19 protein-coding genes are annotated in these 22,490 nt (G+C 46.7%); 4 read left to right on the top strand and 15 right to left on the bottom strand.

The window, feature by feature from the left end; translation table 11 throughout:
* Window positions 1–10: 10 nt before the first annotated feature.
* Both DEF30_RS06110 and DEF30_RS06115 read right to left on the bottom strand, forming a co-directional pair.
* A complete protein-coding gene (locus DEF30_RS06110) occupies window positions 11–3,508 on the bottom strand; it encodes an FtsX-like permease family protein (RefSeq protein WP_294097431.1) in 3,498 nt (1,165 codons plus the stop codon).
* Window positions 3,508–4,209 (bottom strand): ABC transporter ATP-binding protein, encoded by a 702-nt coding sequence (locus DEF30_RS06115; RefSeq protein ID WP_074911344.1) that lies wholly within the window; start codon window positions 4,207–4,209, stop codon window positions 3,508–3,510. The genes DEF30_RS06110 and DEF30_RS06115 overlap by 1 nt, the downstream gene beginning before the upstream one ends.
* Before the next feature lie 455 nt (window positions 4,210–4,664).
* On the opposite strand from DEF30_RS06115, the gene DEF30_RS06120 reads away from it, so the two are divergent.
* Window positions 4,665–5,546 carry a polysaccharide deacetylase family protein gene (locus DEF30_RS06120; RefSeq protein ID WP_294097433.1) on the top strand — a complete coding sequence of 294 codons (882 nt, stop codon included), beginning with the start codon at window positions 4,665–4,667 and terminating at the stop codon, window positions 5,544–5,546.
* 132 nt (window positions 5,547–5,678) lie between these two features.
* Window positions 5,679–6,599 carry a Gfo/Idh/MocA family oxidoreductase gene (locus DEF30_RS06125; protein ID WP_294097434.1) on the top strand — a complete coding sequence of 307 codons (921 nt, stop codon included), beginning with the start codon at window positions 5,679–5,681 and terminating at the stop codon, window positions 6,597–6,599.
* A gap of 99 nt (window positions 6,600–6,698) precedes the next feature.
* On the opposite strand, the gene DEF30_RS06130 is transcribed toward DEF30_RS06125, so the two are convergent.
* From DEF30_RS06130 to DEF30_RS06190, 13 genes are all read right to left on the bottom strand, one after another.
* Complete coding sequence (locus DEF30_RS06130) at window positions 6,699–7,565, bottom strand: hypothetical protein (protein ID WP_294097435.1); 867 nt, start codon at window positions 7,563–7,565, stop codon at window positions 6,699–6,701.
* 164 nt (window positions 7,566–7,729) lie between these two features.
* A complete protein-coding gene (locus DEF30_RS06135; RefSeq protein ID WP_294097436.1) occupies window positions 7,730–9,112 on the bottom strand; it encodes a tryptophanase in 1,383 nt (460 codons plus the stop codon).
* Window positions 9,113–9,155: 43 nt separating this feature from the next.
* Complete coding sequence (locus tag DEF30_RS06140) at window positions 9,156–9,533, bottom strand: RidA family protein (protein ID WP_294097437.1); 378 nt, start codon at window positions 9,531–9,533, stop codon at window positions 9,156–9,158.
* A 155-nt stretch (window positions 9,534–9,688) separates the two neighbouring features.
* Entirely contained in the window at window positions 9,689–10,216 is a 528-nt protein-coding gene (locus DEF30_RS06145; RefSeq protein ID WP_294097438.1) for a GNAT family N-acetyltransferase, read from the bottom strand.
* Between the two features lie 223 nt (window positions 10,217–10,439).
* Window positions 10,440–11,393, bottom strand: a complete 954-nt coding sequence (locus DEF30_RS06150; protein WP_294097439.1) for a PASTA domain-containing protein — start codon at window positions 11,391–11,393, stop codon at window positions 10,440–10,442.
* Window positions 11,394–11,442: 49 nt separating this feature from the next.
* Window positions 11,443–12,069: a PASTA domain-containing protein gene (locus tag DEF30_RS06155; protein WP_294097440.1), complete on the bottom strand. Its 627-nt coding sequence runs from the start codon at window positions 12,067–12,069 to the stop codon at window positions 11,443–11,445.
* Window positions 12,070–12,216: 147 nt separating this feature from the next.
* Window positions 12,217–12,975 carry a serine hydrolase gene (locus DEF30_RS06160; RefSeq protein WP_074911321.1) on the bottom strand — a complete coding sequence of 253 codons (759 nt, stop codon included), beginning with the start codon at window positions 12,973–12,975 and terminating at the stop codon, window positions 12,217–12,219.
* Window positions 12,976–13,038: 63 nt separating this feature from the next.
* A complete protein-coding gene (locus DEF30_RS06165; protein WP_294097441.1) occupies window positions 13,039–13,878 on the bottom strand; it encodes an undecaprenyl-diphosphate phosphatase in 840 nt (279 codons plus the stop codon).
* 177 nt (window positions 13,879–14,055) lie between these two features.
* Window positions 14,056–15,609, bottom strand: a complete 1,554-nt coding sequence (gene pckA, locus DEF30_RS06170; protein WP_294097442.1) for a phosphoenolpyruvate carboxykinase (ATP) — start codon at window positions 15,607–15,609, stop codon at window positions 14,056–14,058.
* Between the two features lie 445 nt (window positions 15,610–16,054).
* Complete coding sequence (locus DEF30_RS06175; RefSeq protein ID WP_294097443.1) at window positions 16,055–16,681, bottom strand: deoxynucleoside kinase; 627 nt, start codon at window positions 16,679–16,681, stop codon at window positions 16,055–16,057.
* 164 nt (window positions 16,682–16,845) lie between these two features.
* Window positions 16,846–17,082 carry a hypothetical protein gene (locus DEF30_RS06180; RefSeq protein WP_294097444.1) on the bottom strand — a complete coding sequence of 79 codons (237 nt, stop codon included), beginning with the start codon at window positions 17,080–17,082 and terminating at the stop codon, window positions 16,846–16,848.
* 177 nt (window positions 17,083–17,259) lie between these two features.
* On the bottom strand, window positions 17,260–18,420 hold the full coding sequence (locus tag DEF30_RS06185) for an iron-containing alcohol dehydrogenase (protein ID WP_294097445.1): 1,161 nt from the start codon (window positions 18,418–18,420) through the stop codon (window positions 17,260–17,262).
* Entirely contained in the window at window positions 18,407–19,024 is a 618-nt protein-coding gene (locus tag DEF30_RS06190; protein WP_294097446.1) for a CoA pyrophosphatase, read from the bottom strand. Before DEF30_RS06190 ends, DEF30_RS06185 begins: the two co-directional genes overlap by 14 nt.
* Window positions 19,025–19,213: 189 nt before the next feature.
* Between DEF30_RS06190 and DEF30_RS06195 the strand changes: the two genes are divergently transcribed.
* On the top strand, window positions 19,214–20,530 hold the full coding sequence (locus tag DEF30_RS06195; RefSeq protein WP_294097447.1) for a serine hydrolase: 1,317 nt from the start codon (window positions 19,214–19,216) through the stop codon (window positions 20,528–20,530).
* 127 nt (window positions 20,531–20,657) lie between these two features.
* Window positions 20,658–22,466: a family 10 glycosylhydrolase gene (locus tag DEF30_RS06200; protein ID WP_294097448.1), complete on the top strand. Its 1,809-nt coding sequence runs from the start codon at window positions 20,658–20,660 to the stop codon at window positions 22,464–22,466.
* Window positions 22,467–22,490 lie beyond the last annotated feature (24 nt).

Here is a 22,490-nt window from a genome sequence, read left to right on the forward strand (position 1 = left end):
AGAAGTCCTCCTATTCCACAGATTTTAGTGAAGCAGCCATATCAATGCTCTGAAGCTTCTTCGACATGAAGAGATTCACAAACACTGAGAAGGCCATGGTGAGCACCATGGAATAGAGGAAAGACAAGACATGGATGTTCCTGCCGAACATCATGGTGTCAATCTCCATGGTACGGATGACAAAAAGATGCAGACTGAAGCCCAGAACAAGCCCCACAAGACTGCCCACAATGGTTAAAAATACATTTTCCCGGTACACATAGGACGCCACTTCCTGATCCCGGAATCCCAGCACCTTGATGGTGGCAATCTCCCGGAGCCTTTCTGTGATGTTGATGTTAGTTAAATTATACAGCACCACAAATGCCAGGGCGCCTGCAGCAAGAATGAGAATCACAATGACATAATCTAAAGACGAGATGCTTTTCTCAAACTCCTCCTGGATACTCTCAACCATCACCGTGGCAAGCACTCCGTCGTTTTCCAGAAGCCGCTCACTAAGGGCCGTCTCCTCCACCTGAAGGCCTTCACGGTATCGGAAAGCGCCGGCATTAAACTCCGGCTTTCGAAGCGTAAGGCTTTCAAAGGCTTCTGGAGACATATAGATATAATGAGCGAGATAATTCTCTGTGATGTCCGTCACCGTGAAGGTATAGGTTCTGTTTTCCGCATCCTGATAGATGAGCTCTTCTCCTTCTGATACCCCCAGAAGATTGGCCAGTTTCTCTGAAATCACCGCGCCTTTTTCTGGCAGGGGGATCTTTTCCTGGGTCACGCGGTCATGTAGGTCAATGAAGCTTGCAAAGGAACCCTTCTCTTCCGGCACCATCAGCGTCGCTTCATACTCTCTGGTTTTTCCCGGCAGGTGCACCCGGATGCTTTCACTTAAGAAAGCCCCATAGCGCTCCACTTCTCCTTCTTCTCCAAGAATTTCAGAAAGGTTTCTCTCTCCTTCCTCCTTGTCCATATTAAGCAGCGCCAGTCCGTCATAGAGAAAAATCTCCTCAAACTGCTTGCCCATGATGGCATTGACGGAATCTTGGATGCCAAAGCCTGTGACCAGAAGGGCGGTGCAACCGGAAACCCCAAGCACCGTCATAAGAAACCTCTTTTTATACCGGAAGATGTTTCTGAAGGTCACCTTGTAGGAAAAACTCATGCGCTTCCAAAGAAGCGGCACTCTTTCCAGTAGAATTCTCTTGCCGGGCTTTGGCGCTTTGGGCATCATAAGGTTCGCCGGTGTTTCCCGAAGCTCCGAAAGAGTAGCGAAGAGGCTGGCGGACACCGTGGTGAACACCGCAATGGCCGTGGAGAGAAGTGCCAGATCCAGGTGAAAGGGCGTCAGCACATAAGGCGTATTATACATGGCTCCGTACACCGTGATGATGATATAAGGGAACAGCTTGAATCCAATGGAAAAGCCCAGGACGCTGCCAAGAAGGCTTGCTAGCAGCGCATAACTGATGTACTTCATGGCGATGGTAAAAGTGGTGTATCCTAAGGCTTTCAGTGTGCCGATCTGGATTCTTTCCTCCTCCACCATTCTTGTCATGGTGGTGAGGCATACCAGGGCCGCCACCAGGAAGAAAAACAGCGGGAAGGTGGTGGCCAGGGACCCCAGCCTGTCTGCATCGTTTCCTAAGGATCCGTAGCCCGGGAATCCTTCCCGGTCATAGACAAACCATTCTTTGGGAATTTCCAGAAGAGCACGCTCTGCATCGAGGATTTCTTTCTCCGCATCGGCAATCTTCTTCTCGGCGTCGGCCTTCTCCCGGGCAAAGGTTTCTTCTCCTTCCCGAAGCTCCGCCTTTCCTTTCTCCAGGTCCGCTCTTGCCTCTTCCATGGATGCCTTAAAGGTCTTTTCTCCCTCCTCCAGCGCCTTTTCTCCATCTGTTAAGGTCTTTTCACTGTCATCGAGTTTCTTTTTGGCAGCATCCAGCTCGGCCTTTCCAGCATCCAGCTCCTTCTTGGCCTCAGCCAGCTCCCTCTCCCCTTGCTGGTATTCCCGTAAGCCTATCTCATAGGCGGCTTTACTCTCCGCCAGGGTCTTCTGTCCTTCTTCGTAGGCAAGAACGCCATCTGCGTAGTCTTTTTTCGCACTTTCCAGGGTGTCTGTGAGCTGCAGGATGGTGCTGTCCAGAGCGGTTCTTAAGGCATTCACAAGATTCGGGTCATTATAGGGAACACTTTCCTCCAGAAGCCTTGCAAGGTCTGGTGAAAACACCCGGATGTCCTCGATGATCTGTCTGTACTCTTCCTCTGTCAGTTCTCCTCCCGTTTCCGGAAGACTGGCCCGGATGTCTTTTAGCCCCTGAAGTGCAGTTTCCAGAAGGGCAATCTGCTCTTTGGCAGAATCCAATTGAGCTTTGGCTGAAGCAAGTTCTCTTTCTCCTGCATCAATCTGGTTCTTCGCAAGATCCAGGGTGCTCTTTGCGCTTTGAAGCTCAGCCCGCCCATCCTGATAGTCATTATAGCCTTCCAGCCAGGCAGCATATCCTTCAAAGTACTCTTCCCGGCCTTTCACCAGGGCTTCTTTTCCATCCAGAATCTCCTGTCTTTTTTCCTGGAACTCCTGCGTATACTTCTCCTCTTCTGATAGAAGCTTCTCTTCTCCTTCCTGGATCTCTTCTCTTGCTTCTAGAAGCTCTTCCTGGGCATCTGCAATCTTCTTCAGGGCATCATTTTTTTCGGATAAAAACTCTGCACGCCCTTCCTCCAGTTCCTCCCGGAGGTCTTTGGTGTCCCTTGCCATGGCCAGCTCTCCCAAAGCGGAAAAAGAGGATAGAAGAGGCTCATGGTAGGTCTTGTACCCTTTGGAATAAGCTTCCAGATCATCAGACTTCACGGTCTTCACAAAAAGATCCGTATAGTGTTCCATGGAGAAATCCTCCTGGGGCACATAAGCGAAATAATCAATGGAGCCATCTCCGATGTTGGTCTGTCCTCTTTGAAAACTGATGTAGAGGGGGGACATGATAAATCCCACCACCTTGTAGGTATCCTCCTTGATAAAATCAGTGAGTTCTTCCCCGTTGGGAAGAGAAAGCGTTACTTCATCTCCCAGGGAAATGGAGAGGCCGTTTTTTGCGCCCATCTCCAGAAGAATCTCACCGGACGCTTCCGGCAGTCTTCCTTCCAGCACTCTGGGCTCATTGAGAAGTCCCTCTTTCCCCATATCATAGCTGAACACTTTTGTCACAGCCGTTTCTAAAGAGGACGATACAAAAAGATCCTTGCTGTAGCTTCTAAGCACCTCAAGCACCTCTTGTGTCTCTTCTACGGCTGCAAGGTCTTCTTCCTGGTACCCTAAGGGGTTATATATCCTGAAATTCGCCAGGTTATAGTCTTTATAGTAGGCATCTGCCGACAGCACCATATCCGGTTTGGTGGCATTGATGCCCGAGAAGAATCCTACGCCCAGGGCAATCATCACCAGGATGGAGAAGAATCTGGCTTTACTGCCTGTGATGGCCCGGTACAGGTCCTTCTGAAACGCATTCTTCGCCATTACCACTCAATCCTTTCCACAGGCACAGGGTTCTCATTGACATAAAACTCCCGGACCTTGCCGTTCTTCATGCGGATGACTTTATCCGCCATGGCCGTAAGAGCCGCATTATGGGTGATGACCACCACGGTGACGCCACGCTCTCTGGAGGTGTCATGAAGAAGTTTCAGGATGTTCTTTCCTGTCTGGTAATCAAGAGCACCTGTGGGTTCATCACAAAGAAGAAGCTTTGGATTTTTTGCAATAGCCCTGGCGATGGCCACCCTTTGCTGCTCTCCACCGGAAAGCTGGGACGGGAAATTGTTGGCACGCTCTGAAAGCCCCACCAGATCCAGGACCATCTCCGCGTCCAGGGGGTTCTTTGAAATCTGGGACGCAAGTTCCACATTCTCCACAGCGGTCAAGTTCTGCACCAGATTGTAAAACTGAAACACAAATCCGATGTCAAACCGGCGGTACTCTGTGAGCATCTTCCGGTTATACTTACTGATGTCTTTTCCGTCCACCAGGATCTTTCCGCCGTCGGAGGTATCCATGCCACCCAGCAGATTTAGCACCGTGGTCTTTCCTGCGCCGGAGGCTCCCACCACCACCGCAAAGTCTCCTTGATCAATGGAAAAGTCCACACCGTCCACGGCGGTGATGGTGACCTCTCCCATCTTATATCGTTTCTGGACATTCTCCAGTTCTATAAATGCCATTTTCATTCACCTTTTCTTTCACTTGGTATATGCTTCATTTTATCACTGACTGACCGATAGTCAATGAAGAAACCCTTAAATATTTCGGAAAGCACTTCGAATTCTGACTATCTTTTGTCTTGCATTTGTTACTCCTTTATTATCTTTAATGATAAAATAACTTTATGAGGATATTCTTCAGGAGTTATACGTCCATGATTACACTTTTTTGGAAGGTACTTTATATGAATCGTAAAGAAAATTACTATCTATGCTTTTTTCTTACTCTTTTGCTATCACTGCCGGGGTGTGCTGTAAAAACTGCATCGACCTCACCAGCTAGCCCTTGGCCTCCAGAATCAGAAAATAAGACAGAATTCATCCATATCTATATCCCCCCAAAAAAGCATCCCAATGCAGCCTCGGAAACAAATACAGAACCAGTAAAACCTCTTCTCCCTCCCCGAGAAACTGCTATGCCTGAAGAAGAAACTGCAGAGAACCCAAAGAATCTTCTCCCTTCTTCCGAAGAGCAGTCACCAGAAGAGGCACCGGAGTCAGAATCACCTCTCCCATCAGAGACACCAGACTCCCCCGAGTTAGATGTTGTCCTAAAACCTACTTCGGGAAACATCGTCCTTGTAACTTACCATGCCCTCTGCACGGAAGCCCTCACCAAGGATCCGTGGCAGTTCTTTCGGACAGCAGCAGATTTTGAGAAGGACCTTAAGCTCATTAAAGAATGTGGCATCCAGGTAAAATCCTATAACGAAATACTCACCGCACTAAAAAACGGTGATCCTTCTGTTAGAGAGCCTGCACTCATCCTGCAGTTTGATGATGGCCTTAAGAGTGACTATGATCTAGCTCTTCCTCTCCTTCAGAAGTATGGTATGAAATCCACCCACTTCATCTCCTCCGTCCGAGCGGCGGAACATCATAAAGGTTTCATGTCCTTTGAAGAAATTCAAGCCATGAGAAACTGCCGCACAGACCAGGGTGTCCCTCTCATAGAAGTAGGCGTCCATGGTGGAAAACATATTGCCATCGGCAGGCAAGTTGGAGAATCAGAGGAAGCTTTTCATAAAAAACTTCAGGAGGAACTTTCTTTATCTAAAACAATTCTGGAAAACGCATTGGGTGAATCCGTAAATCTTCTCGCCCTTCCTTTCGGTTCCGGATTCAAAGAAGAAGCAGTAGAAAGCTACGGAAAATCTTTGGGGTATGATCTCATCCGCGGTTGGAGGAAAGACCTCGGCCACTTTCCTTCTTACGCACTGGATAACCTGAAGTTCTATCCCGTCTACAACAACTCTGATTTGAGAGAAGCCATTCGCCTGGCCTATGGAGAAAAGTAGTCCCTTTCACCACGTCTTTTACAAAGCTTTTGTTGTCACCATAGGCGATTCTAGCTATAATGAGGATATATAGTGAAATTATCTGAATTTAAAGAAGATTATCCAATGCCTGATCGCGTGGGAGGAATAGAAATGGATGAACGAATTAAACTGGGACTGGTGGGCTTAGGCTCCATCTGCAGAAAAGCTTATATGCCTGTACTCTCCAAGGAAACCAAATGGACCTTAGTAGGTGGGTATGCCAGAACAAAAGAAAGACGGGACGCTTTTGAAAAAGAATACCGGGTCAAAGCCTATGAAAGCCTTACAGCTCTTTCCGAAGACGTGGATGCTGTCATCATCAATGCATCCACAGAGAGTCATTTTACCTTGGCGAAATTTTTCCTGGAAAAAGGCATCCATGTGATGATCGATAAGCCTCTTGCACCTACGGTGGAGGAATGTGAAAGACTGGTCTTCTACTCCGTCCATCATCAGGCAAAACTCATGGTGAACTTCAACCGAAGATTCGCCCCCCTTTATCAGGCGGTGAAAGACGAAATCACCCCCACCTCTCTCATCCGGATCGTGAAGAACCGCTGCGGCCGCATTGGACCGGAAGATGCCCTCTTCACACTGAATGATGACTACATCCATCTGGTGGACACCGCCAGGTGGCTGGTGGACGGAAAGCTCATTATGGAGGACGGGAACATTGAGGTGAATGGAGACAATCAGCTCATTTATGCAAAGCACAGATTTGTAAGCCCGGAAGGGCTTCAGGTGGAAACACTCCTTCATCGGGACTCCGGAAAGACTCTGGAACTCATGGAACTGGTGAAAGAAGGAAAAACCGTCCGAGTCATCGATCTTGCCACCATGGAGACGGACGTGAAGAACGAAACCAGAATCAAATCCCCTTCCCAATGGGATACAGTGGAGAAGGTAAAAGGCTTCAGCGATGCCATTGACGCCTTTTCTGATGCCATTCTTCTAAATAAAGAAATGCCTTCTTCCGGAATGGAAGCCCTGGCGACCCAAAGAGTCATGGATTCCCTTTTGCGAGGCATCTGATCATTTTTTAAACAGGGAACCCCGACAATCACGAAACAGTACTTCACTGTTCGGAGAATGTCGGGGTTTATTATTTTCATTCCCTTGTTTATGTTCTACCTACTCCTCAAAGGATATTCGGAATCCTGCACCCATAACACCATTCATCTCAGTGCCATCTTTACTATACTGATAGATTTCATCCGAAGTCATGGTCACGCCATAATTCTTGAGTTTTACAATCACTTTGAATAGATCCATTTCGTACAGTTCTTCTGGAAGGTTCACTGTAAAAGTTTTGTGGGCAAAACCATAATCATGTTCTAAATCAGGAAGCACCTCATCCGTTTCTTTCATCTCAAGTCTTTCGGTTTCCTCATTTTTTTCATTCAAGACCACTGCAGAGACTTCTTTTAGAGATTTTAAAAAAGTAGCGGTCTCTTCTGTGGCAGCGGTGAGATTCATGACAACTTTCTTGTCATTTTCTTCCAGACTCATGCTTCTGATCTCTACAGCAAGGTACTGGTCCACATAGATTTCAGGAAGCTTCTCCTGAAGGGAACCTTCTTCTGTCTCTATGACAGCATAGACCTGATTGTTTTCAGCCACATCAAAGGGCAGAGAAGCTGCAAATGAAGTTTCATTCTCTGCTCTGGCCTCTACTTTATTGTATCCGGACACCACATAGTATGTGCTCCCTGGCTGCAGCATTTTGGGAACCATGGTGACATCCAGCATGAGCTTACCGTTTTTGAAAGAAAGTCTAGTTTCTGAGGACGCCAAAGCACTGGCTCCTTTTTTGAGCTCTTCCATGATCCGGTACTCCATGCCACCATCATTAAAGGAAATGGCGGAAATGGATCCTCTAATATTCTGAAGCTCCAGCTGCAGATCTGAAAGCTTATGCCTCAGACTGAAATTATTGACCAGGAGCAGTAGAAGTGCTCCTAAGACGACCAATACCTGACCTTTATTTCTTTTATCCATGAATAAACCTCCAGCTGTTTCTACTAATACTTACCTCCTATAGTATCATACTATCTTCCATCTCTCTCTATAAAATGACAGAAAGATCATAAAAATAGAACTCCAGCGTACTGTATTCCTTTCAGGAATAGGGCACTGAAGTTCTATCTTCTCTTTTTTCTTTTTTACTTCAGTGGCTGAAGCTTTGCGGTGAAATGTCTTAAAATCTTAGGCTCCCAGGTAATCTCATACCCTTTCAAGGAGTCCTTTCTCTTTTTGATTTCAACAAGTGCCTCCACAATCACATCCAGATGGGACTGGGTGTACACTCTTCTTGGCACCGCCAGCCTTGTGAACTCAAACTGGGATTCCAGCTGCTCTCCTGTGTCCGGATCGTTCCCCAGCATATAGGAGCCGATGTCGCAGCCTCTGATGCCCGCTTCCAGATAAAGCTCAATGGTCAGAGCCTGACCCGGGAACTCATGATAAGGAATGCGGGGCAGAAGCTTCTTGGCATCCAGAAATATGGCATGACCGCCTGCTGGAGTCTGGTGCGGGATGCCTGCTTCTGTGAGCTTTGATGAAAGGTATTCCATCTGACCGATGCGGTATTTCAGGAAGTCTTCCTCCACACCTTCCTGAAGACCAATGGCCAAAGCTTCCAGATCTCTTCCGGCAAGGCCGCCATAGGAAATGAACCCTTCAAAGGGTATGGTATTGGCTTTGACCTTCTCAAAAAGATCCGCATCTTCCTTGACGCCCACAAGACCACCAATGTTCACGATGGCATCTTTTTTAGAGCTCATGGTAAAGAGATCTCCATAACTGAACAGCTCTCTTGCGATCTCCCGGATGGACTTATCTTCATAGCCTTCTTCTCTTCGCTTAATAAAGTGGCAGTTTTCAGCAAATCTTGCCGCATCAATGACCACCTTAATGCCATATCTCTTGGCGATCTCTGACGTCTCTTTGATGTTCTTCATGGAAACCGGCTGTCCTCCAGCACTGTTGTTGGTCACCGTGATGATGATGGCCCCCACATTTTCTTTTCCATACTCTTCAATGAGTCTCACAAGACGCTCATTGTCCATGTTCCCTTTAAAAGGCGCATAGGACTCCGTATCAAGAGCTTCGGGCACGACGCAGTCCACAGCCCTAGCCCCTGCAATCTCCACATGGGCTCTGGTGGTGTCAAAATGCATATTGGAAATGGATACCTTACCTTTTCCAAGAAGAATCGGCATCACCACTTTCTCTGCTGCCCGTCCCTGATGCACGGGCTGAATGAATGCATAGCCAAAAATATCCTTCGCCGACTCCTGAAGGCGGTAAAAGCTCTTGGACCCGGAATAGGACTCATCCCCCCGCATGATGCCTGCCCACTGGTCCGCACTCATGGCACCGGTGCCGCTGTCTGTGAGAAGATCAATATAGCAGTCTTCTGCTGCCAGCGAAAAAACGTTATAGTCCGCCTCCTGGATTTTCTTCAGCCTCTCCTCTCTTGTGAGAATCTTGATGGGTTCCACCATTTTGATTTTGAAAGGCTCTGCAAAATACTTCACACTCATTTATAAATTATCCCCCAACCTCATTATTTGCGCATTTTAAACGCTACAGAATCGCCACGACCTCAATTTCCACCAGGGCATCCTTTGGCAGCCTTGCCACCTGGAAAGCGCTTCTTGCCGGAAAATCACCGGAGAAGAACTCTTTGTAGACTTCATTCATCTTGACAAAGTTTGCCATATCACTGAGAAAAACTGTGGTTTTCACAATCTTGTCCATATTGGACCCCGCTTCTTCCAAAATGGCTTTGACATTCTTCAAACACATTCTGGTCTGAAGGGTGATGTCGTTTGCCACCATCTCTCCGGTCTCTGGATCGATGGGCAGCTGGCCAGACGTATAGATCATGGTGCCTGCAATGATGGCCTGTGAATAAGGCCCGATGGCGCCGGGTGCTTTGCTGGTTGCAATGACTTTTTTCAACTCATATTCCTCCTTAATCTGTAAATGTTTACAAACTTATTATAGTACAGGTCCCTTTCTTCTTACAAGGACAAGTTCCGGAAAAGGTTCCTTTAGAAATTATACCACAAAACCACAAAGACCCGCTGAAACAGCGGGTCTTCACGTCATAATTCTTAATCAATACTTCGTCCATAAAGAAGCGTGGAGAAAAACATTCCATTTTGGCAGACATCTCTTGCAAGGCTTCCTTCTTCATAAAACCCAAGATTTTTGTAGATCTCCTGAATCTTGAAATGGTCTTCCCGGACCCGAAGATTCACCTTCCGGATGACGCCTTTGCCTTTACAGACCAGAATCATTCTGGCGATGAGCTCTTTCCCCATGGTGCTCACATGTTCATCCGTTCTCAGTGCCAGGGTGATGTTCCCCACATGCTTGTACTTTTCAGCACTTTTCTTTGTGAGTACCACGATGCCCTGGAGCACATCGTCCTCCAGACCCAAAAGAAGGTTTCCTGTTCCGAAGGTTTCCTGGAAGGTCTCATAGGTGGCATCCTCCAGTGGAAACTCCATCCAGTCATACTCTCCGTAAATATATTTGTTGACGGTGATGCATTCTTTCAGAAATGCTTTCATTTCCTCCACATCTTCCGCATTGCATCTTCTGATCACAAGATTCGTGTTTTGTTCAGCAATTGACATAGTTCACCCCAAATATCATCACACATTTTTTGTCATTGCCCATAATTATACTGCTTTGTCATGAAATTGTAAACCATTTCTATCGCTATGATGGTACACCGCTATGATAGTATCCCGATTCCACAGATTCATTATCCTGGAAAAAGGGATCGGCCGGTCCTCCACGCTACTAAAAAACACCATACAAAAGAGCATGCAGGATCTGCATGCTCTTTCTTCGCTTCTACTCATTACCGGTCTCCACAGGCTCTTCCGGTTCTCCCACAGAGGGAGTCTCCACAGGCGTTTCCACAGAGGGGTCTTTTGCATCGCCGGGATCTGGCTCCTCTTCCCCTGGCCCTTCCGAAGGCGTCTCAGGCGCTGCAGTCTTTTTCTTCCCGATGGTGATCTGTACTCTGCCTTTTACAGAAACTTCCGTTCCACCTCCAGGGGACTGGGAAATGACTTTTCCAATATTCACATCCGTATCTTCTTTTTCAGTTACCGATACCTCATAGCCTGCATTCTTTAGCAGACGTTCGGCTTCCGCCCTTGTCTTCCCCACCACACGAGGCACCTGATGCTTTGTCTCTTCGGGCTTTGCCCCAAGGCTCACCCACAGCGTCACTTCATCCGATGGCTGAAGCTTTGCATTTATGGAAGGCTCCTGCTCCATGACAATCCCTGCAGCCACATCCGCGCTGTAGTCTTTTCTCACCCGGACACGAAGACCCAGTTCCTTGAGGATGTTCTCTCCTTCTCTTTGGGTTTTTCCAAGGAGAGAGGGAAGAAGCACTTCCTTTTTCTCTTCTTCTTCCAGATTCCCCTGTCCAAAAGGACCTGCACTCACGGTATAAATGACTTCTTGCCCTTCAAACATTTCAGTCCCTTCCATGGGTCTTTGATAAAATACATAGCCTTTGTCCACCTGATCCGTATGTTCTGTCACAGCACTGGGAATGAGCCCCGCTTCTTCCAGAAGTTTTTTCGCCTCTTCTTCAGGAAGACCAATGATTCTGGGCACTGCAGTTTTCTTTTCCGTGGGCTTTTCCACAAGGGGTGGCTCTTCTTCCAGAGAGGGCGTATCAATGGACTGGGAGAGCGCATCCCGGATTTCCTTCTGATAGGAAACAAAGCCTATAAAAAAACCTAAGGTTACCATGGCAAAAAGACCACTCAAGAGTAATTTTTTCAGCATCTTGACCCCTCCCATCCTTCTAAACTTCTAGCTTTTTTGTTCTTCTCTGTTAGGACCCGGTGCTGACTCTGATGGTGATTCTGGTGCCCTTGGACACCTTGGAGTCCACCAGGTAATTCTGGCTGTAGACCATCCCTTTGCCATAGCCACTGGCAGGATTGTATTCATATCCCACCTGGAAACCAAGGTTTCTCAGCTCTTTCACTGCTTCTTCTTCCGAAAGGCCAATGAGCAGGGGCACCGCTATTTTTTCTTCTTCCCCCAGAAGATTCTGGTTGCTCACATAGACTGTGACGGTTTCTCCCTGCAGAATCTCCTCTTCCACATAAGGTTCCTGGAAAAACACCACTCCTGTGGCAAAGGAGGCGTTCTTTTCCTCCAGAACTTCCATCTTCAGTTTCAGCTCCGACAGAAGCTCTTTCGCCTCTTCCTCTGTCAGCTCATAAAGATCTGGCATTTCCACCCTCTCCGGATTTTCAATCACAGAAGGCTCTTCCTTTACGGGGTCTTCTTCACCGCCAGATCCTTCAGAAGGAATCTCAAGAGATGGCAGACCGGAATCCCCAATCTCCTTGGCCAGGGTTTCCTGTAAATTGCTCTGATACTTTAAAAAACCTGTGACAAAGAAAAATGTTGCTACAAGCAATATCAAAATCATAATGATTTTACTCTTCATGATACACCTCAAACTTCTTCCATTTATTTCTGCATCTTTTCTCAAAGATACTCTTAATATGAAAATAGTATAACATACCCCAGTACATTTTTTGAACATAAAATGAAAAACGCCTGCAAGAAAACCCTGCAGGCGTTAAAAAATCTCTTATTTCCAGTTGTAGGTGATGCCATCCCAGATCATTTTACCGGATTTCGCCAAAGAAACCAGTCCATAGACACTGTTTGGCAGATCCTGACTCATGATGGTAAAAATGAAATCCCCCTTCTGAAGCTCAATGAGGGTGGTGTCATTTTCTATGCCAGGCATATCTCCTGCCTTGGAGGCAATCTTGTTTTTCAGCGGTTCATCCAGATAAAAAGCCGTCTTCTTCTTTTTGTTCTCACCTTTCAGAAGCTCAATGATATATCTGGAATGTTCCTGGGAAAGATACTCTCCCTTTTTCAGGATCTTCCAGCATAAAGAAAGGTCATAGCTGGTGGTATGGTTTATCGGAGAACCCGGCATGTCATTCATGGCCGTATTCTGAAGTCCCATTTCCTCAAACTTTGACTTCAGCTCATCAAAACCGATGAGCGTCACAAGCTTCTGGGTAGCCGTATTGTCACTCTCCACAAGCATCACAAGAATCAGCTCTCCTACGGTGTATTCTCTGGAGTTCAAATGTTTCAGAATACCCGATCCTTCCACGCGGTCCCTGCTGATGAGAAGTACCTGATCATTGAGAGAAAGTTTTCCTTCCTCCACATCCTTCATCACCGCCATGGCCACAGGAAGCTTCATGCACCCTGCTGAGGTCATTTTCACATGTTCGTTGTACCCATAGATGAATCCGGATTTGAGATCCTCAAAGTAAAAACTGTAGGACCCGAGCCGGTCTTCCAAATATCTTCTGACTTCCTTCATTTTCAATCACTCCAATTCGTTACTAAGCCCATTTTAGCATAAAGAAAGACCTATTGAAAAGCATTAGATGGAAATGACATTAGTGAGAAGAAGAAGTGCAAATACAGTGGAAATGGCAATGCGGTAATAGGCGAAAATCTTCATGGGCTTTTTCTGGATGTAGCCGATGAATCCCTTTACGCATAAAAGCGCCACGATGAAAGCCACCACAAATCCAAGAAGAAATGCGGTCCACTCCGTAGCCCCTAAGGTGCCAAAGCCCACATCTCCCTGAAACTTCACCACTTTCACAAGAGAAGCGCCCACCATCACAGGAATGGCCAGGAAGAAAGAGAACTCTGAAGCCACCTTCGAAGAAAGGCCGCTGATCCAGCCTCCCATGATGGTGGAGGAGGAACGGGACATACCAGGCCACATGGCGAGGCACTGGAAAAAGCCGATTTTTAAAGCCTGAAGCTTTGTGATCTCTTCCACTTCATGAACATGGGCTTTCCCACGGTACTTGTTCTCCACAAATATGAGGAGAACCGCTCCCACAAAAAGGCCGATGATCACGGGCAGGGGCTTGAAAAGATACGCATCAATGGTGTCTTCCAGAAGGAAGCCAAAAAAGGCAGCGGGCAGCACCCCGATGATGAGAGCAAACCCAAAATTCAGCCCTCTTTTTTCTCCCTTAAAAAAGGAAATGGCTGCATGAAGCAGCTTCTGCCAATAAAGGACCACAATGGCCAGGATGGCGCCAAGCTGAATCACCACGTTGAACATCTTCGTGAACTCCGTCTCTGGAAACCCGATAAGATCTCCCACAAGAATCATATGCCCTGTGGAAGACACCGGAATGAACTCTGTAAGCCCCTCCACAATGGCCACCACCACAGCTCTAAAAATAAAATAAATATCCAAGAAAAAATACCTCCATCTTCAATTTACGTCTATCTTCTATTCTACTAGACTTTTTTTCATAAATCCCTGAAAATCCCCTTAATTTTCAAAAAGAAAAAGGCCCAGGACAGGCTCCTGTGCGCTTCCCCCAATCTCCTTTTCACACAGGGCCTGATCCTGAGACCTTTTTTTAGAATTTTAGTAAGGACCTGCTGCGACGATTCTTTCCGCAGCGCCCTCAAAGCGGTTGAAGTTCTCTTTGAACTTCCTGGCCAGTTCTTTTGCCGTGGCTTCATACTCGGCTTCATCCTGCCAGAACTTTCTTGGATGAAGAAGCTCCTCTGGCACTCCTGGTACAGAAACGGGCACATCCAGATGGAAGATCTCGTCATGGATGAACTCCACCTTATCCAGATCTCCACCAAGGGCTGCATCCACCATGAGCCTTGTGTACTTCAGCGGTGTTCTCTGACCTATGCCATAGACGCCACCGGACCATCCGGTATTGATAAGATACACTTCAGTATTGTGCTCGTCAATCATCTTTCCAAGTAGCTCCGCATACTCTTCGATCTTTCTTGGCATAAAAGGCTCTCCAAAAAGTGCAGAAAAAGTGGTTTCCGGATTCACAATGCCTCTTTCTGTGCCTGCGAGCTTTGAGGTGTATCCGGACATGAAGTGGTACATGGCCCCTTCTTTAGTGAGCCTAGAGATGGGTGGAATCACCCCAAAGGCGTCTGCTGTCAGGAACAGCACCGTGGAAGGATGGCCGCCTTTCTTCTCATCCACTCTGTTTTCAATATATTCCAGAGGATAGGTGCATCTGGTGTTTTCAGTTAAGCTGCCATCACAGTAATCAGCAATCCCCCGGTCACTGACGACGACATTCTCAAGGACCGACCCAAAACGGATGGCCTCATAGATTTCCTTTTCCTTGTCTTTGTCGAGGTTTATGCACTTGGCGTAGCATCCGCCTTCCATGTTGAAGACTCCTTCTTCTGACCAGCCATGCTCATCATCTCCAATGAGGAATCTCTTTGGATCCGCAGACAGGGTTGTTTTTCCGGTTCCGGACAGTCCGAAAAAGAGAGCCGTTTTTCCATCTTTGCCCATATTGGCAGAGCAGTGCATGGGCAGAACTCCTTCAGCCATAAGTCCGTAGTTCATCACAGAGAAAATGGATTTTTTAATCTCACCAGAGTACTTGGTGCCTCCAATGAGGACTACTCTGTCCGTGAAATTGATCACCACAAAGGCTTCAGAGTTTATACCATCCTCTTTGCCATTGGCTTTCAGGTTGGGCAGCGCGATGACCGTGAAATCGGCATCGAATCCTTCCCTGTCCTGATCCTTGATGAAGATCTGGCTGGAGAATACCGCCTGGGCTGCATCTTCACAGAACACATTGATGTTCAATGCGTGGTTTTCGGATGCTCCTGCCTTGGCTTTGATGACGTATAATTCTTTGTCCTCCACATAGGACTTTACTTTCTGAAGAAGACTTCTGTAGACCTCTTCTGATAAAGGAAGGTTGGTTTTCCCGAACGCCACCGTATCCTTTGTCAGTTCATCCAGTACAATAAATCGGTCCTTAGGAGAGCGCCCGGTATACTGTCCCGTTTCGATGAGCAGTGCTCCTTCTTTTGTGAGCCTTCCCTCGCCTCTCATCACCGCTTCGTTGATGAGCCTGCATACAGAGTAGCCAGCCTTCAGCTGTTCTTCTCTCAGTCCCAATAAGTCCATTGTTGACATTCCATTTCCTCCTTAGATTTACCCTAAATATCTATAAGTTGTTTCCATCCCCATCATAACCCCGATGAAGAAACAAACCTATATGCCCCGATGAAGAAATGCACTGAAAGTGCAGATGAAAACGATATTTCATCTCTTCGGCAAAATTATAACATAAGATGAAGCCTTTGGACCTTTTGCCCGTTTTTATATGACTTTTTCAATAATTTAACAAGTTATTCAATTTATGGAAGAACATTTCTAGAAAACTCATCATTTTTGAGATAAGATCCCAGTTCTATTTCATTTTTCATAGATGGTTTAAATTTTCACATTTCATATTGGATGCAAGGGAAAGGCTTTTGCCACAAGAGAAAAACAGATTGTCTTCCATGGCAGACAATCAAAAAAAGAACCTCAAAGAGGTTCTCATCTGACACCAGTAATGGATGATTTTACCACAAGTCTATTTCAGAGCATCTTTCACAAGATCCATGACTTCTTTTCTGTCCTTCTCATTTTCCAGAAGGTCATAGTTCTTCACATCAATGACCAGAAGCTTGGAGAGGTTGTATTCTTTGAAGTAGGCTTCATACTCCCGGTTCAGCCGTTCCCAGTAGTCTCTTTCCACAATCTGCTCATAGTCTCTGCCTCGTTTTTCTATACGGCTGATGGCGGTATCCACATCGCATTTGAGATAAATCATGAGCTTCGGGGACTCAATGTGGTCCAGCATATTGACGAGAAGCTCCTGATATAGATCAAACTCATCCTTTTCCATATCTCCGCCTTCATGGAGAAGCTTTGCAAAGATCACATCCCCATAGATGCTTCGGTCCATGACTGAAGCGGTGAGATTCGCTCCTGCATCCTTCAGCATCCGGAAACGCCTGTTGAGGAAGAAGACCTGAAGCGGGAAGGAATATCTTTTTCTGTCATGGTAGAACTTGGAGAGAAGGGGGTTGTCTGTCACGGGCTCTTCAAAGCCCGGCAGGGAAAGCTCTTCCTTCAGAAGATTCATAAAGGTGGTCTTGCCGGAGCCCACCACGCCATCCACAATGATGAGCTCATTGGGGTTATTCTTTTTTATCATATTAAAAAACTCCTTGTACATGAAACAGTCCTTTCAATCCGACATGAAAACTTCGGATCTTATAAATTAAAGCTTTCTCATCTTACCAAAAAATATCAATCCTCATAAGTCTTGAAATTCTTCGAAAGCTGTGAACCGCTTGAAAAAGCACAAAAAGATTCTTTTTACTGGTCCTTTCCTTGCTCTTTTGCATCAAGAACCGCACCAAGGAGAATGCCCAGGGTCATCCCCAGAAGGGGGGCCAGGGACCACAGGATGTACCCTTCAAAGAATGAGCTGAAGACGGCAGCAAAGGCCGCACCACCAAGAAGTCCATAGGTGATCCCTACGCCCACCCGGGAGTGTTTTTCCTTCTGCTCTTTTTCAAACTTCTTCTCCTTCGTTTTTTCCTTTTTTGTCATGGTGCTCTTTCTCCTTTTCCTCAATAATCCATGTTTTCTACATCCTAACCTTATTATAGCGGAAATCTCCTTCTAGTTTACCGATTCATGGGTCAAAAAAAGAGAAGAGAGGTTTCACAACCATTCTCTTCTCATCAGTTCGACGTCTATGCCGATTCTTTTTCTTTCTTTCAGGGTCTACAGCGCAAGCTTGTAGATTTCATAGACATCTTCCGCCTGAAGCTTCATGAGGCTTCCAAGAGGACCTCTCAGTACTGCGTTCTCCGCCATTTCCTTCAGATGCTCTTCTCCAATGTTTCTTTCGCTTAATGAAACCGGTGCGCCAATGCTTCTCAAGAATTCCTTGTAAGCCTCAATGGCTGCCAGAGCCTGCTCCTCTTTGTCCTCTTTCACGATGCCGAAGATCTTTTCACCAAACCGTGCGAACTTCTCCACATCATTTTTATACACATACTTCATCCAGGCAGGCATCACAATGGAAAGACCTTCCCCGTGGGCAATGTCATAGTATGCAGACACAGAATGCTCAATGCTGTGGGAAGCCCAGTCTCCTCTTCGGCCAAGACCATTCAATCCATTGAGCGCTAAGGTCGCTGCCCAGGCAAGGTTTGCTCTTGCTTCGTAATCTTCCGGATTTTCCAGAAGCACTTTCACAGAGGCCATGGTGGTGCGGACGATGCCTTCCGAGAACTCATCCTGCATCAGCGTGCCGCTGGTTCCGCCAAAGTAAGCTTCAAACACATGGGTCAGCGTATCCACTGCACCGTTTACCGTCTGATTTCTTGGAAGGGATTTCTGCACCGATGGATCCACGATGGAAAGTCTTGGATAGGTGTATTTGGATCCCCATCCCCACTTCTTCTTCTCTTCCTCATTGGTGATGACCCCACCGGAGTTCATCTCCGAGCCAGTGGCAGAGATGGTCAGCACCCCATAGATGGGCAGGGCTTTCTCCGGGTAAACCTTGCCTTCATAAAAGTCCCAGGGATTTCCATCATAATAGTACGCTGCTGCAGAAATCTTGGAGGTGTCCAGAACAGATCCTCCTCCCACAGCCACGATGGCATCCACTTTCTCCTTTTTCATAAGATCCACGGTCTCAATGACCTTGGAAAGAACAGGATTTGGCTTTACGCCGTCCATTTCCACATATTCAATGCCATACTCTTTTAGAGAGTTCACCACTTCGTCATAGACCCCATTCTTGAAGATGGACCCTTTTCCGTACAGAAGCAGCACCTTCTTGTCTCCATATTCTTTAATATGTTTTCCCAGATCTTTGATGGTTCCTTGTCCAAAGATCAGCCTCGTGGGATTGTGAAAATCAAAATTCAGCATGTGATTCGTCCTCCTTTAATATATCGATGAAACTTTTAACGATTTGAGCGGTGAAGCCCCAGATGACAATGTCTCCAAATTTATAGAAATACTGTTTGTTGGTGGCCCGCCGAAAGGGGTAATCCTTTCCGTTCTCAATGAGGTGGTAGGGAAAATCTTCTCCAAGCTTTGCCGTGAGATCAATTTCATATTTCAGCGGCACATGCTCCTCAAAAAATGAAAGAGGAACAAAAATAAGACGCTCCACTTCATCCGCACTGGGCAGAAACTCTGTACGGTTTGTCTTCGCCACAAAGGGATACATGGTCTGGCCATAGGGACTTAAGAAGTAGTCCATAGGCCCAATGACCTCAATCTCCTCCCTGGAGATGCAAAGCTCCTCCATGGTTTCCCGGACAGCAGCTTCCAGAGGGGACTCTAAAGGCTCGATCCCTCCGCCAGGAAGACAAATATCCCCGGGCTGACTTTTCAAAGTACTGGCTCTCTTTTCCAGAATAAGATGGGGCTCTCCCTCTATCTCTGTGAGCAGCAGCATCACGGAGTATTCCCGCCTTTTCCCAATGATTTTAGGCTTACGGGTACTGAAAATATCCACAGATTTCAAGCTTACACTCACCTCTACCTTAAAATTCTCTTACTATTTCATTATAACAGATTTATTCACCAGAAAAGGATGAAAAGTTCGTGTATTTTGCGTTATAATGTTTACAGGCTTTGATAAGCCTTGTGAAATCATATGAATGATATAACTTATTTACACATAGAAAAGGTACTACTTTCTGGAGGCGATTGAATGAAAAAGACTCTCTTAAAAATTCCAGCATTTCTTCTACTTCTGCTTCTGCTGTTTCCCGCAGTGGCAGCCCGGGCAGAAATGCCGGAGATCAATGGTTCCTCATCCATCACCTTTGATCTGGACACCAAGGAACTCATTTATACAAAAGACATTGACCGCAAGGTCTATCCGGCGTCTATCACCAAGCTTTTAACGGCTCTCGTCTTTTCAGATGAATACTCGGCAAAGAAAACGGAGTATCTCACCTATCCCCAGGAAGGGAAGCTGGTGGTCCCCAACGCCATCTACTGGAACTTAAAAAACATTCCGGTGGGCACAGAGTTTTCTGCAGATGATATGATGCATGCGCTGCTTCTTTCGTCTTTCAATGACGCTTCTGTAGTGGTGGCACTCAATGTGGCAGAATCAGAAGCCGCTTTTGCAGGGCTGATGAATGAAAAAGCAAAAGAAATCGGCATGATGAACTCAAACTTCGTCAACGCTTCAGGCCTTCATGATGACAATCACTACACCACTGCCTATGACCTGATGTTTCTTCTGGAAGCGGCCTACAATGATCCCTGGATCCGAGAGGTAGCCAGCAAGCAGTCCTATGACTTAAAGACCAAAGATCAGACTTTAGGCCTCATTGAAAGCACCAACAAGCACATCGGACTCCATGGAAACATCATGGGAAAGACTGGATACACGGAGCAGGCAGGCAGATGCTTTGCTGGAGTTTACCAAAGAGACGGCAGAACCCTAGGAAGCATCATCCTCAATTCTCAAAATGATGGAGTAAATATTCTCGTCTTCGAGGACATTCTGAAAGTCGTAGACAGCGCCTTTGAAGAAGACAAGATCATCAAGCTCTCCAAATCTGAAGAAGTGGGTGTCATCACGGTATCCTACAAGCCTTACTTCATCCTGGGTCCCACCAAGGAAATGGAAGTCCCCGTGAAAGCGGAAGACACCATCTCCTACTATGGAAACGGCGTCAACCTGAGTGAGTCCGAACTGGTTCTTACCTATAAGGAGGTCACAGCAAAAGAGGTGAAAGTGGACTCCATTGTGGGAGAAGCTTCCATCAAAGAGCGCCTTGTGGAAAAGAAAGTGAATCTTCTCTCCACGGTGGATGTGAGTAAAAGAATCCTAAAAACTCACCTGCTCAGCTACATCCTCATCGTCCTTGTGACCATTACAGTTATTGTCACCATCCTTGTGGTTTCCATTAAGAGGCGACGAAGAAAGCTTGCCAGAAGACGAAGAATCGAGGCGGCCAGAAAAAACAAACGCTATGTGGATGAGAGAAGCAAGAAAGGCTTCCTAGAATAAGATATACCGGGACCGAAGGAATCGGTCCCTTTCTTTTCACAAAAATGTCACTCTTTCCCTTCGATTTCATGCCATACTGTATGCGTAATGAAATGAGATGAAACTTGACCCCTGTGAGGTGAAACGCATGAATCCTACGGAGGAACAGGATAAGATACTTCAGTACCCTGAAGATTTGTCCATTCCGAAAAAGAATAAAAGAAATACAGCGCTCCTGACACTGCTGAGCCTTCTATTGGTTTCCGCACTTCTTCTTGCCTGCAGTGAGCTTTTTCAGGACGAGCCTGATTCCGCACCTTTGCCACCACCAGAAACGGAAGTGGAAACCCCTTCCGAACCTGAAGAGGAAGAGCCTCCTTACACTCTGCTGCCCGTGGAGAAAGACGAAGACAGCGGTAAATACGCTTTCCGCTCCGCTTGGATGGCTTCTGTGAGGAACCTGGACTTCCCAAAAAGCCAGGGTATGAGCTTGGATGAACTGAAACGTGCCTTTGAAAGAAATCTGGATCTCTATGAGCTCTACAGAATGAATGCCGTAATCCTTCAGGTGCGTCCTTCCGGTGACGCTTTATACGCTTCCGAACTGAATCCCCCTTCCATCTATGTCACAGGAGATATCACAAAAGGCCTCCCCACAGACATTTTGGCCTACGCCGTAGATGCTGCCCATGAAAGAGGCATGGAGTTTCATGCCTGGTTCAATCCCTTCCGGGTTACGGTGGATAAAATACCGGACCTGACCACAGAAGAGATTCTAGCTACATTGTCCGAGAAAAACTACGCAAGGCTTCACCCTGAAAAGGTGCTGCGCTTTGACGACAGACTGTTTCTCAATCCCGGAGACCCGGAAGTCAGAAGCTTCGTCATAGAAAGCATCATGGAAGTGGTGAGAAACTACGACATCGATGCGGTGCATCTGGATGATTACTTTTATCCCTATAGAAGCTCCAGGGTGAATGAGGATGGGGAAACGGTTCCCTACTTCTTCGGAGAAGATGAAGAGGACTTACAAACCTTTGAAACCCATAAAGGAGATTTCACAGACATCAAAGAATGGAGAAGAAATAACACCTACGAGTTTATGAAGGAGCTGAGCCACAGAGTCCACGACCAGAAGCCCTACGTGAAGGTGGGACTCAGTCCCTTCGGCATCTGGGGACACAGTGAGGAGACCGATGGTCTGGGGTCAGACACCCCTACAGACAGTTCAGAAACCTATCATCACAGCGTCTTTTTAGACTCCAGAAAACTCGTTAAAGAACATCTTGTGGACTATATCGTGCCCCAGATCTACTGGGCCTTTGAAGAAAACGCTGCTCCCTTTGGCACCTTAGCCAGATGGTGGAATGATGTGGCGGAAGGCACCAAGGTGGATCTATATATCGGACATGCAAACTACAAGCTCTATGAGAACGTCAAAGATCCAAATTGGGCTCAGGCGAGCGTCCTCACAGACCAGATGGCTTACACAAATACCTTGCAAAATGTAAGAGGAAGTGTCTTCTTCAGACTGGGTTATCTCGCAGAAAACAGTGGAGAATTCTCAGGCTCTGGTCTGGAAAACCTCAGGAAGAACAATGAGTACATCAAAAACCACTTCAGCCAGATGGCTGTGGTGCCTGTGAACCGGAATCTCCCGGAAACTATGCCGGAAGAGCCAAAAGAGGTCAGTCTAAAAAATAATGTACTCACTTTCCAGGACGGGTATGAAGGCTTTGAAGAAAAAGACAAGACCCGGTACTTCATGGTCTACCAGTTTCCAAAAGGAGACCAGAACACAGAAAACCCCGCCTATCTTTTTAAGAAAATCCCTGTGGTGTCTGGCATAAAAACCTACAGCCTCAATCATCTGGACACAGAAAACTACACCTATGGCGTATCCGCTTTCACCAGGCTTCATGAAGAGAGCAGCGTGGTGTTACCCCTCAATGATTGACAAACAGAATATCGCTCACAAAGA

The organism is Proteiniclasticum sp. (assembly GCF_003514505.1).
In the GTDB taxonomy this organism is placed as follows: Bacteria; Bacillota; Clostridia; order Clostridiales; family Clostridiaceae; genus Proteiniclasticum.

Excerpts from the sequence above, each read along its gene's own strand:
- DEF30_RS06110 (WP_294097431.1), bottom strand. The coding sequence starts at position 3,508 with ATGGCGAAGAATGCGTTTCAGAAGGACCTGTACCGGGCCATCACAGGC.
- DEF30_RS06115 (WP_074911344.1), bottom strand. The coding sequence starts at position 4,209 with ATGGCATTTATAGAACTGGAGAATGTCCAGAAACGATATAAGATGGGA.
- DEF30_RS06120 (WP_294097433.1), top strand. The coding sequence starts at position 4,665 with ATGCCTGAAGAAGAAACTGCAGAGAACCCAAAGAATCTTCTCCCTTCT.
- DEF30_RS06125 (WP_294097434.1), top strand. The coding sequence starts at position 5,679 with ATGGATGAACGAATTAAACTGGGACTGGTGGGCTTAGGCTCCATCTGC.
- DEF30_RS06130 (WP_294097435.1), bottom strand. The coding sequence starts at position 7,565 with ATGGATAAAAGAAATAAAGGTCAGGTATTGGTCGTCTTAGGAGCACTT.
- DEF30_RS06135 (WP_294097436.1), bottom strand. The coding sequence starts at position 9,112 with ATGAGTGTGAAGTATTTTGCAGAGCCTTTCAAAATCAAAATGGTGGAA.
- DEF30_RS06145 (WP_294097438.1), bottom strand. The coding sequence starts at position 10,216 with ATGTCAATTGCTGAACAAAACACGAATCTTGTGATCAGAAGATGCAAT.
- DEF30_RS06150 (WP_294097439.1), bottom strand. The coding sequence starts at position 11,393 with ATGCTGAAAAAATTACTCTTGAGTGGTCTTTTTGCCATGGTAACCTTA.
- DEF30_RS06155 (WP_294097440.1), bottom strand. The coding sequence starts at position 12,069 with ATGAAGAGTAAAATCATTATGATTTTGATATTGCTTGTAGCAACATTT.
- DEF30_RS06160 (WP_074911321.1), bottom strand. The coding sequence starts at position 12,975 with ATGAAGGAAGTCAGAAGATATTTGGAAGACCGGCTCGGGTCCTACAGT.
- pckA (WP_294097442.1), bottom strand. The coding sequence starts at position 15,609 with ATGTCAACAATGGACTTATTGGGACTGAGAGAAGAACAGCTGAAGGCT.
- DEF30_RS06175 (WP_294097443.1), bottom strand. The coding sequence starts at position 16,681 with ATGATAAAAAAGAATAACCCCAATGAGCTCATCATTGTGGATGGCGTG.
- DEF30_RS06180 (WP_294097444.1), bottom strand. The coding sequence starts at position 17,082 with ATGACAAAAAAGGAAAAAACGAAGGAGAAGAAGTTTGAAAAAGAGCAG.
- DEF30_RS06185 (WP_294097445.1), bottom strand. The coding sequence starts at position 18,420 with ATGCTGAATTTTGATTTTCACAATCCCACGAGGCTGATCTTTGGACAA.
- DEF30_RS06195 (WP_294097447.1), top strand. The coding sequence starts at position 19,214 with ATGAAAAAGACTCTCTTAAAAATTCCAGCATTTCTTCTACTTCTGCTT.
- DEF30_RS06200 (WP_294097448.1), top strand. The coding sequence starts at position 20,658 with ATGAATCCTACGGAGGAACAGGATAAGATACTTCAGTACCCTGAAGAT.